The sequence below is a fragment of the Streptomyces sp. E2N166 genome, assembly GCF_003671715.1.
Taxonomy (GTDB): Bacteria; Actinomycetota; Actinomycetes; order Streptomycetales; family Streptomycetaceae; genus Streptomyces; species Streptomyces thinghirensis.
The window spans coordinates 464,733-474,984 of sequence record NZ_RAIF01000012.1 but is presented as its reverse complement, the minus strand read 5'-3'; the positions used below and the strand labels follow the sequence as shown (position 1 = coordinate 474,984).

The following is a 10,252-nucleotide window of genomic DNA, read 5'->3' as shown; positions in this document are numbered from 1 at the left end:
CGATCTCCGGGAACGCGAAGCGGAAACCCGAGTCCAGCAGGCGGGCCGGGAGGACCCGGGCGCTGCCCAGGACGTCGCCGGCCATTTCGCCGAGCGCCGCGCGCAGGACGGGGGCGGGCACCGCGAACGGGGCCGGGCGGCGCAGGACGCGCGCCATGGCCGCGGTGACCTCACGGTTCGTCAGCGGGTGCGGGGCGGTCAGGTTGAAGGGGCCGGACAGGTCGTCGCGGTCCAGCAGGTGCCGGATCGCCGCCACTTCGTCGTGCAGCGCCACGAAGGACCAGTACTGGGACCCGTCGCCCAGCCGCCCGCCGAGCCCCGCCCGGAAGAGCGGGAAGAGCCGTCCCCAGGCCCCGCCCCCGCGGGCGACGACCAGCCCGGTCCGCACGAACACCGTCCGTACGCCCGCCTCCCGGGCGGGGGCCGCCGCGGCCTCCCACTCCAGGCACAGGGACGGCAGGAAACCCTCGCCCGCGGGCGCGCTCTCGTCGACGGCACGGTCGCCGGTCTCGCCGTAGAAGCCCATCGCGCTGCCGTTCACGAAGACCCGCGGAGGCCGCTCCGACGAGGCGACGGCCTCCGCGAGCGCCGTCGTGCCGTGCACCCGGCTGCTGCGGATGCGCGTCTTGTACGCGTCGGTCCAGCGGCGGTCGCCCACCCCGGCCCCGGCCAGATTGACCAAGGCGTCGCACCCGTCGAGCCCGGCCGCGTCCACGCGTCCGCCCTCGGGGTCCCACCGGACCTCGTCCGCGTTCCGGGGCACGTGGCGCACCAGGCGCACCACGTCGTGCCCGTCCGCGGTCAGGGACCGCACCAGTGCGCCGCCGATGAGGCCGGACGCACCGGCCACCGCGACGCGGGAACGTCCCCTGTCCTTGCGTCCATCGTCCATGCGCCCATCCTGCCGCGTGACCCGGGAAAAACCCCGGACCACTCTCCGGTCCGGCGTCGTACAGTGACCGTCATGCCAGCTCCGCACATACGCCGGGCCAGGTCCGACGACGAGCAGCCACTGCGCCTGCTCGACCTCGAAACCTGGTCCTACCAGCACGCCGTCTCGCCTCCGCCGGAACCGGACCAGGCCTTCTTCAGCGAGCGTTCGGGCCCCGCCGATCACCTGGTCGCCGAACTCGACGGCGCCGTCGTCGGCTACGTCCGTCTCGGCTTCCCCACGGAACTGGCCTCCAACTCCCACGTGCGCCAGATCCGCGGCCTCGCCGTCTCCGACGCGGCCCGCGGCAACGGCGCCGGACGCGCGCTCGTCCGGGCCGCCGTGGAGGAGGCCCGCCGCTTGGGCGCCCGGCGCATCACCCTGCGGGTCCTCGGCCACAACACCGCGGCCCGCAAGCTCTACGAGTCCGAGGGCTTCGTCGTGGAGGGCGTGCAGCCGGAGGAGTTCCACCTCGACGGCGAGTACGTCGACGACGTACTGATGGGGCGGTCGCTGACCGGCCCCTGACGCTCACGACGTGACCGGCTCGCCCGTGTCCACCGCCTCCGTCGCCTCCGCCGCGCGCCGCGCCTCGTCGGCCACCTCGTCCGCCGTCAGCACGTAACCGGTCCGGGCGTCGGAGGTGGAGCGGGCGAAGACCACGCCGTACACCCGGCCGTCGGTGGTCAGCAGCGGTCCGCCCGAGTTGCCGGGGCGGACCGTGGAGCGGATCGAGTAGATCTCCCGGGTGACGTTCGCGTCGCTGTAGATGTTCTGCCCGGTCGCCCGTATCCGGTTCGCCACCGTCGCCGCCCGCAGGTCCAGGTCGCCGTCCTGCGGGTAGCCCGCGACCACCGCGGGGTCGCCGCGCTCCGCGTCGTCGTCGAACCGCAGGACGGGCGCGGACAGGTCGGGGACGTACAGCACGGCCACGTCCTTGCCCGGGTCGAACAGCACCACCCGGGCCTCGTACGACGGCCCCACCCCGCCGACCCGCACGCTCGGGTCGTCGATGCCCGCCACCACGTGGGCGTTGGTCATCACGTGCTCCGGCGCGTAGACGAAGCCGCTGCCCTCCCGGCCCTGGGTCCCGGCGACGCCCTCGACCTTGACCGTGCTGAGCTTGGCCGCGTTGGTGGCCGCCGCGGTGACGCTGTCGCCGGAGGGCTCGGCGACCTCGGCGGTCGACTCGTTCTCGAAGGGGTTGAAGACCTGCGGGAAACCCGCCTCGGTCAGCGCGGACGTCGCCCCGGAGAACCACGCCGGCGTGGTGTCCGGCATCGCCCGCTGCACCGCGCCCAGCAGCGTCGAGTCCCGGATCGCCGAGGTGAGCAGCGGGGAGGAGGACGCCGCCAGGACGCTCGCCGCCACCCACGCCACGACCAGCGCGGCCGCCGCGTTGGCCACCGCCCCGCCGACCCCGTCGGCCACCCTGAGCGGCCCCGCGTCCAGCTCCCGGCGCAGCCGCAGCGCGAGCCGCCCCGCCAGTTCGTGGCACACCACCGCCGGCAGCAGCACCGTGACCACGGCGGTCACCGTCGCCGCCGTCGAGCCCGGCGCCACCAGATCCATCACCCACGGCAGGATCCACACGCCGAGCGCCGCACCGCCCACGAAACCGGCCAGCGAGACACAACCGGCCACCAGGCCGCGCCGGTAGCCGGCCGCAGCGTAGGCCAGCACCACCAGCGCCAGCAGGATGTCGAGCAGGTCCACGCGAGCCGCCTTTCTGTCCGGACCCTCTGCGGACCCCGGGACCCTGAGTACGTGCCGGACGGGCCCCGTGATCAGCCTGGGACGCGCGGCAGTCCGAAAACCGCCACCCGTGCGCGTCGACGGGTGTGCGAGTGACCGCGAGTGCGTGCGATCAACCGGAAAACGTCGTGGACCAGGACGATGGTTCCATCGGGTGGCACAGCACACATCGCGGAAGGAGCTGATCCGCCGGACAGTGGGAGCATGCGTGTCTTCCGAGGACCGCGTGACGCCCGGGAGCGACGTGCGCTTCCCGTACCGGGCGCGGCCCGCATACCGGGTGCCGCCGCCCGCATGCCGGGCGCGGCACGGGCGCTGCTCGGCTGTCTGCCCGGCCTGGCCGCCGTCGCGGCGCTGGCGCTGTGCGCGAGCGGTGTGGAACGGGCCGCCGCGACGCACGCCCGGCCGGCCGCCGCCGACCGGCACGCCGCGCCCCGGCCGCCCGTCGTGCCCCGGTCGGTCTGGCTGGGCGACGCCGCCCGCGCGCAGCCGCCCCCGCGCTACGACGACAAGATCCTCGCCGTCTTCGTCCACCACACGGACACGCCGAACGGCTACGACTGCGCCGACGTGCCGGCCATCCTCCGCGGTGTCTACGCGGGTCAGACCGGCGCCCGGGACTGGGACGACATCGGCTACAACTTCGTCGTCGACCGCTGCGGCACCATCTACGAGGGCCGCGCGGGCGGCATCGACCGGCCCGTCACCGGCGCCCACACCCAGGGCTTCAACCACCGCACCACCGGCATCGCCGCCCTCGGCACCTTCACCGCGGGGGTGCCCGTGCCCGACGCGCTGACCGACGCGATCGCCGCGCTGGCCGCCTGGAAACTCGGCCGCACCGACACCGACCCGCGCGGGAAGGCCAGTCTGGTCTCCAGCAACGGCCTCAGCCGGTACGCCGTCGGCGCCACCGCCACCCTGCCCGCCGTCGCGGGCCACGACGACGGCTACCAGACCAGCTGCCCGGGTGCGGCCCTCACCGCCCGCCTACCGGACATCAGGGACCGGGCGGCGCGACTCCAGGACCGGGCAGACTGACACCCGCGCCGAGATTCCCGCCGCCCGCGGCCGGTCGCGCCGGCCGACCGGGGAGGCGGTGCGTCAGTCCTGCCCGAACCGCTCCCACAGGCGCGGGAACCGCTCGGCGACGGCCCGGTCGTTCTCCAGGTCGATAGCGGTGCCCAGCGGCTCCGCGGGCGCGGGCGCGATGCCGAGATCGGGGGCGACGGTGCCGGTGAGCTGCTCGTAGGCCTCGTCGGCCGCGTAGCCGAGTTCCTCGCCGTCGCCGTCCAGTTCCTCGTCGAAGTCGTCCAGCAGCTCGGCGAGCGAGTCGGGCTCGTGCACCGCGCCCTCGTACACCTCGCGGCCCTGGCCGATCAGCCAGCACCGGAAGTAGTCGAAGGCGTCGTCGCTGGCACCGCCGAGCAGCACCCACGCGGCGCCCCACAGGTCCCAGGTGCAGGCGCGGTTGTAGCGGGCCTCGAAATGGCGGGCGAAGTCGAGTACCAGGTCCGGGTCCATCCCGAGGAGCCGCTCCACGAGCAGGTCGGCCTGGTCCTCGGGATCGCCGTCGGCACCCTGCCGGGTGGCGTCGATCAGCTCCCAGAACTCCGTCTCGTCCATCACGGGTCCAGCATCGGTCCTGGAGGGGTGGTACGCACGTGGAGCGGAGCGGATCGTTATGTGCCGGCCCGGTGCGCGTCGCCGTACGTCCCGTCCGTCTCGTCCCCGGACACCCCGCCCCCGGACACCCCGCCCCCGGGCACCCCGTCGCCGTACAACCCGGCCAGCCGCCGCGCTTCCCGGGCGAACAGCTGCCGCAGCGCCTCGGGCGCCAGCACCTCCACCTCCGGCCCCAGCCCTCTCAGCTGGGTGTGCGCGACCTCCTCGGACTCCACCGGCAGCGTCACCGTCACCCATCCGTCCGCGTCCGGCGTGTCCACGGTCTGAAGCGCCTCCCGGGCGGACCGCGCGTCCAGGACGTGCGGCAGCCCGCGCACGCCCTCCGCCGACAGCCGCACCACGACCTCCGTCCGCAGGAGCGACCGCGCGAACTGCTCCGCCCGTTCCGCCCAGAACGCGGGCAGGTCGAAGCCGTCGTCCCGCGCGAAGCGCTCCTCGCCCGCGTCCACCGCCGTGAACCGGTCGATGCGGTAGACGCGGAAGGCCCCGCCGCCCGCCGCCCGCGCGATCCTCGCGCACAGATACCAGACGCCCGCCTTCAGCACGAGCCCGTACGGCTCCAGCTCCCGGACGACCTCGTCCTCCCCGCGCAGGTAGCGCGCGGTGACCCTCCGGTCGTCCCAGACCGCGTCCGCGACCGCCGGCAGCAGCTCGGGCGTCCGGGGCTCCCGGAACCAGTTCGGCGCGTCCAGGTGGAACCGCTGCGCCGCCGTGCGGGAGGCGTCCCGGAGGGAGGGGAGCAGGGCGGCCGACACCTTCAGACGGGCCGCCGACGCCGCGTCCTGAAGGCCCATCTCGCGCAGCGCCCCCGGCACCCCGGACAGGAACAGCGCCTCGGCCTCGCCCCGCGCCAGTCCGGTCAGCCGGGTGCGATACCCGCCGATCAGCCGGTAGCCCCCGGCCCGGCCCCGCTCCGCGTACACCGGTACGCCCGCCTCCGACAGCGCCTGCGCGTCCCGCGTCACGGTCCGCTCCGACACCTCCAGTTCCTCGGCCAGCTCGGCGGCGGTCATGGCCGGGCGGGACTGGAGGAGCAGCACCATCTTGATGAGGCGGGCAGCGCGCATGCCCACATCATGCAGGAGAACGCGGGAGGCCCCCGCCGGGGCGGGGGCCTCCTCTCAGCTCATGCCGACCCTTACAGGCCGTAGCGCTCGCGCGCCTCCTTCACGGCCGTCGCCTTGACCTCGCCGCGACCCGCGAGCTGGGCCAGTGCCGCGACCACGATGGACTCGGCGTCGACGCCGAAGTGGCGGCGGGCGGCCTCACGGGTGTCCGACAGGCCGAAGCCGTCGGCGCCCAGCGAGGACCAGTCCTGCTCGACCCACTGCGCGATCTGGTCCGGGACCTGGCGCATGTAGTCGGAGACCGCGAGGACCGGGCCCTCGGCGCCCTGGAGCGCCTGGCGGACGTACGGCATCCGCTCCTCGCCGCGCAGCAGCGCCGCGTCGGCCTCCATCGCGTCCCGGCGCAGCTCCGTCCAGGAGGTCGCGGACCACACGTCGGCGGACACGCCCCACTCCTCGGCGAGCAGCTTCTGCGCCTTCAGCGCCCAGTGGATCGCCGTGCCGGAGCCGAGCAGCTGGATGCGCGGGGCGTTGGCGGCCGGGGCCAGGCCCGCCGACTCCGCCGTGTTGAAGCGGTACAGGCCCTTGACGATGCCCTCGTCCACACCGGCGGCGGACGGCTTGGCCGGCTGCGGCATCGGCTCGTTGTAGACGGTCAGGTAGTAGAAGACGTCCTGGTCCTCACCCGGGGCCGCCTCGCCGTACATCCGGCGCAGACCGTCCTTGACGATCGCCGCGACCTCGTACGCGAACGCCGGGTCGTACGTCAGCGACGCCGGGTTGGTCGCCGCGATGGCGGGGGAGTGGCCGTCCGCGTGCTGGAGGCCCTCACCGGTCAGCGTGGTCCGGCCGGCCGTCGCGCCGACCAGGAAGCCGCGGCCGAGCTGGTCGCCGAGCTGCCACATCTGGTCGGCCGTGCGCTGCCAGCCGAACATCGAGTAGAAGATGTAGAACGGGATCATCGTCTCGCCGTGCGTCGCGTACGACGTCGAGGCGGCGATGAAGTCGGCCATCGAGCCGGCCTCGGTGATCCCCTCGTTGAGGATCTGGCCGTTCTTGGCCTCCTTGTAGTACATCAGCTGGTCGCGGTCGACCGGCTCGTACGTCTGGCCCTTGGGCGAGTAGATGCCCAGGGACGGGAAGAGGCTCTCCATGCCGAAGGTGCGCGCCTCGTCGGGGACGATCGGCACCCAGCGCTTGCCCGTCTCCTTGTCGCGGACCAGGTCCTTGACCAGGCGGACGAAGGCCATGGTGGTGGCCACGTTCTGCGAACCGGAGCCCTTGTCGAAGGACGCGAACACCTTCTCGGCGGGCGCGGGCAGCGGCGCGACCGGGTGCACGCGGCGGGCCGGGGCCGGACCGCCGAGGGCGGCGCGGCGCTCCTGGAGATAGCGGACCTCGGGGGAGTCGGCGCCCGGGTGGCCGTAGGGGACCACGCCGTCGACGAAGTCGCTGTCCTTGATCGGCAGACCGAGCAGGTCGCGCATGTCCTTGAACTCGTCCACCGAGAGCTTCTTCATCTGGTGGTTGGCGTTCTTGGACGCGAAGCCGGTGCCGAGGGTGTGGCCCTTGACCGTCTGGGCCAGGATCACGGTCGGCGCGCCCTTGTGGGCGAGCGCGGCCCGGTAGGCGGCGTAGACCTTGCGGGACTCGTGGCCGCCGCGCGAGTAGTGGAAACACTCGAGGATCTTGTCGTCGGACAGCAGCTTCGCCATCTCGGCGAGCTGCGGGTCCGTGCCGAAGAAGTCCTCACGGATGTAGGCGGCGTCGCGCGTCTGGTAGGTCTGCACCTGCGCGTCGGGTACCTCGCGCAGGCGGCGTACGAGCGCGCCGGTGGTGTCGAGCTGGAACAGCTCGTCCCACGCCGTGCCCCACAGCGACTTCACGACGTTCCAGCCGGCGCCGCGGAACTGGGCCTCCAGCTCCTGCACGATCTTGAAGTTGGCGCGGACCGGACCGTCGAGGCGCTGCAGGTTGCAGTTGATGACGAAGGTCAGGTTGTCCAGGCCCTCGCGGGACGCGAGGGTGAGCGCGGTGGTGGACTCCGGCTCGTCCATCTCGCCGTCGCCGAGGAACGCCCACACGTGGGAGTTGGTCAGGTCCTTGATGCCGCGGCTGGTCAGGTAGCGGTTGAACCGCGCCTGGTAGATCGCGGAGATCGGGCCCAGGCCCATCGACACCGTGGGGAACTCCCACAGCCAGGGCAGCCGGCGCGGGTGCGGGTAGGACGGCAGACCGTTCCCGCCGGCCTCGCGGCGGAAGTTGTCCAGCTGCTCCTCGCTGAGCCGGCCGTCGAGGAAGGCGCGGGCGTAGATGCCGGGGGAGGCGTGGCCCTGGATGTAGAGCTGGTCGCCTGAGCCGTCACCCTCCTTGCCCTTGAAGAAGTGGTTGAAGCCGGTCTCGTAGAGCCAGGCCGCGGAGGCGAAGGTGGCGATGTGGCCGCCGACGCCGTGCTTGCTGCCGCGGGTGACCATCGCCGCCGCGTTCCAGCGGTTCCAGGCGGTGATCCGCTGCTCCAACGCCTCGTCCCCGTCCGGGGCGGGCTCGTCGGCGGTGGGGATGGAGTTGACGTAGTCCGTCTCGAGGAGCTTCGGCAGCGCGATGCCGGCGCCCTCGGCGCGCTCCAGTGTGCGGCGCATCAGGTACGCGGCACGGTGCGGCCCGGCCGCCTTGGTGACGGCGTCCAGGGAGGCCTGCCATTCGGCGGTCTCCTCCGGGTCGCGGTCCGGGAGCTGGTCGAGCTCGCTCGGCTGGATGGCCTTGGGGTCGGTCATGTCGCCGCCTTCCTCAGTCGAAGGGGGTTCCCTCATCGGTAAGGGGATCGGGGGTGCCCTTGGTCTTTGGCAGGACAGGGCGCTGGGCTTGGGTGGAAGCCCGTCCGTGACTGTAACTCCCTGATCGATGATCGATCAAAGGTTTGAGGGGCAAAACCTCTCGATTACAAGAAAGTCGGCACGGGGTGCCTTCGGTGATGGCACGGAGTGACCTTGCCGTTGGGGGTTTGCGCAGGTGAGGTGGGGTGGGCGCGGATGAGCTCGGGGGGTTCTGTGGTGTGGCGTCCGCGGGTGCGCTGTGGCTGAGCGCGCAAGTTCCCCGCGCCCCTTCAGGGGCGCGGGGAACTTGCGCGCGGCGGGGGCGAAAACCTAGGCGCGGGGGGCGCAGCCCAGGACGTGGGCCTTGACCAGGTCCGCGATACGGGGGTCCCGGCGACGGAACGCCGCGACCAGTTCCTCGTGCTCCTCCGCGTACGACTGCTGCACCGTCCCCAGCCACCGTATCGACAGCGCCGTGAACACCTCGATGCCCAGCCCTTCCCACGTGTGCAGCAGCACCGAGTTGCCCGCGGCCCGCACCAGCTCCCGGTGGAAGCCGACCGTGTGCCGTACCTGGGCCGTGCCGTCGGACACCCGGTCGGCCGCGTACAGCGCGGCGACGTGCGGTTCGAGGGCCGAGCAGTCCTCGGCGAGCCGGTCCGCCGCCAGCTCCGCGGCGATCGCCTCCAGGCCGGCCCGGACCGGGTAGCTCTCCTCGAGGTCGGCGGCGGTCAGATTGCGTACCCGCACGCCCTTGTTCGGCGCCGACTCGATCAGCCGCAGCGACTCCAGTTCGCGCAGCGCCTCCCGGACCGGGGTCTGGCTGACCTCCAGCTCCGTGGCGATGCGCCGCTCCACGATCCGCTCGCCCGGCTGCCAGCGCCCGCTGATGATCCCTTCCAGGATGTGCTCGCGGATCTGTTCGCGCAGCGAGTGGACGACGGGCGCGGTCATGAGAGCTCCTTCGGGAGGGTCCCCTTCGGACCCCGGGGGCGTTTGACGCTTAGACAATACGGCCGACGCGGCGGGCGGGAAGGGCGCACGGGGGCGCTTTTACGCAGGTGAGACGAGACTTACACGGCGTGCCGCCGCCGGAACGCGACGGTGCCCCCGCCCGGGAAGCTCCGGGCGGGGGCACCGTACAGGCCCACTGGCAGGGGAATTACAGGCCGAGCTCGACCTCGAACTCGCCCGCCTCCAGGATCGCCTTGACCGCCGTCAGGTAGCGGGCGGCGTCGGCGCCGTCCACCAGACGGTGGTCGTAGGACAGGGTCAGGTACGTCATGTCGCGGACGCCGATGGCCGTGCCCTCCTCCGTCTCGATGACGGCGGGGCGCTTGACCGTGGCGCCGATGCCGAGGATGGCGACCTGGCCCGGCGGCACGATGATCGTGTCGAACAGCGCGCCGCGCGAACCGGTGTTGCTGATGGTGAAGGTCGCACCCGCCAGCTCGTCCGGGCTGATCTTGCTGGCCCGCACCTTGCCCGCCAGGTCGGCGGTCGCCTTGGCGATGCCGGCCAGGTTGAGGTCACCGGCGTTCTTGATGACCGGGGTCATCAGGCCCTTCTCGGAGTCCACCGCGATACCGACGTTCTCGGTGTCGAAGTAGGTGATGGTCCCCTCGGCCTCGTTGATCTTGGCGTTGATCGGCGCGTGCGCCTTCAGCGCCTGGGCCGCGGCCTTGACGAAGAACGGCATCGGCGAGAGCTTGACGCCCTCACGGGCCGCGAACGCGTCCTTGGCACGGGCGCGCAGCTTCATCAGGCGGGTGACGTCGACCTCGACGACCGACGACAGCTGGGCCTGCTCGTGCAGCGCCTTGACCATGTTGTCGCCGATGACCTTGCGGATGCGCGGCATCTTGACGGTCTGGCCACGCAGCGGCGAGGCCTCCAGGGCGGGGGCCTTCTTCGCGGCGGGCGCGGCGGCGGCCGGAGCCGGAGCGGCGGCCTTGGCCGCCTCGGCGGCGGCGACGACGTCCTGCTTGCGGATGCGGCCG

General features: G+C 72.8%; 9 protein-coding genes. 2 read left to right on the top strand and 7 right to left on the bottom strand.

What is annotated here, in order from left to right; translation table 11 throughout:
- A partial coding sequence (locus EBH09_RS09825) for a TIGR01777 family oxidoreductase (protein WP_121747324.1) occupies positions 1-892 on the bottom strand: 892 nt, incomplete at its 3' end.
- Between the two features lie 72 nt (positions 893-964).
- On the opposite strand from EBH09_RS09825, the gene EBH09_RS09820 reads away from it, so the two are divergent.
- Positions 965-1,459, top strand: coding sequence for a GNAT family N-acetyltransferase (locus tag EBH09_RS09820; RefSeq protein WP_193776218.1), 495 nt, complete (start codon positions 965-967; stop codon positions 1,457-1,459).
- Between the two features lie 3 nt (positions 1,460-1,462).
- Here EBH09_RS09820 and EBH09_RS09815 read toward each other — a convergent pair whose 3' ends face one another.
- Positions 1,463-2,647: a MarP family serine protease gene (locus EBH09_RS09815; protein WP_121746628.1), complete on the bottom strand. Its 1,185-nt coding sequence runs from the start codon at positions 2,645-2,647 to the stop codon at positions 1,463-1,465.
- Between the two features lie 333 nt (positions 2,648-2,980).
- Between EBH09_RS09815 and EBH09_RS09810 the strand changes: the two genes are divergently transcribed.
- On the top strand, positions 2,981-3,727 hold the full coding sequence (locus EBH09_RS09810) for a peptidoglycan recognition protein (protein ID WP_238697303.1): 747 nt from the start codon (positions 2,981-2,983) through the stop codon (positions 3,725-3,727).
- 63 nt (positions 3,728-3,790) lie between these two features.
- Here EBH09_RS09810 and EBH09_RS09805 read toward each other — a convergent pair whose 3' ends face one another.
- The 5 genes from EBH09_RS09805 to EBH09_RS09785 all read right to left on the bottom strand — a co-directional run.
- Complete coding sequence (locus EBH09_RS09805; protein WP_121746626.1) at positions 3,791-4,312, bottom strand: DUF4240 domain-containing protein; 522 nt, start codon at positions 4,310-4,312, stop codon at positions 3,791-3,793.
- 56 nt (positions 4,313-4,368) lie between these two features.
- The gene (locus EBH09_RS09800) at positions 4,369-5,439 is read right to left on the bottom strand and encodes a YafY family protein (RefSeq protein WP_121746625.1); all 1,071 of its coding nucleotides are present in this window, start codon (positions 5,437-5,439) and stop codon (positions 4,369-4,371) included.
- A gap of 71 nt (positions 5,440-5,510) precedes the next feature.
- Positions 5,511-8,213: a pyruvate dehydrogenase (acetyl-transferring), homodimeric type gene (gene aceE, locus EBH09_RS09795; protein WP_121746624.1), complete on the bottom strand. Its 2,703-nt coding sequence runs from the start codon at positions 8,211-8,213 to the stop codon at positions 5,511-5,513.
- 369 nt (positions 8,214-8,582) lie between these two features.
- On the bottom strand, positions 8,583-9,206 hold the full coding sequence (locus EBH09_RS09790) for a GntR family transcriptional regulator (protein WP_121746623.1): 624 nt from the start codon (positions 9,204-9,206) through the stop codon (positions 8,583-8,585).
- A gap of 208 nt (positions 9,207-9,414) precedes the next feature.
- Positions 9,415-10,252, bottom strand: an 838-nt coding sequence (locus EBH09_RS09785) for a 2-oxo acid dehydrogenase subunit E2 (RefSeq protein WP_193776217.1), incomplete at its 5' end; no start/stop codon positions are given.

Coding starts and splice junctions, on each gene's coding strand:
- EBH09_RS09810 (WP_238697303.1), top strand. CDS start 2,981: ATGCCGGGCGCGGCACGGGCGCTGCTCGGCTGTCTGCCCGGCCTGGCC.
- EBH09_RS09790 (WP_121746623.1), bottom strand. CDS start 9,206: ATGACCGCGCCCGTCGTCCACTCGCTGCGCGAACAGATCCGCGAGCAC.
- EBH09_RS09805 (WP_121746626.1), bottom strand. CDS start 4,312: ATGGACGAGACGGAGTTCTGGGAGCTGATCGACGCCACCCGGCAGGGT.
- EBH09_RS09800 (WP_121746625.1), bottom strand. CDS start 5,439: ATGCGCGCTGCCCGCCTCATCAAGATGGTGCTGCTCCTCCAGTCCCGC.
- aceE (WP_121746624.1), bottom strand. CDS start 8,213: ATGACCGACCCCAAGGCCATCCAGCCGAGCGAGCTCGACCAGCTCCCG.
- EBH09_RS09820 (WP_193776218.1), top strand. CDS start 965: ATGCCAGCTCCGCACATACGCCGGGCCAGGTCCGACGACGAGCAGCCA.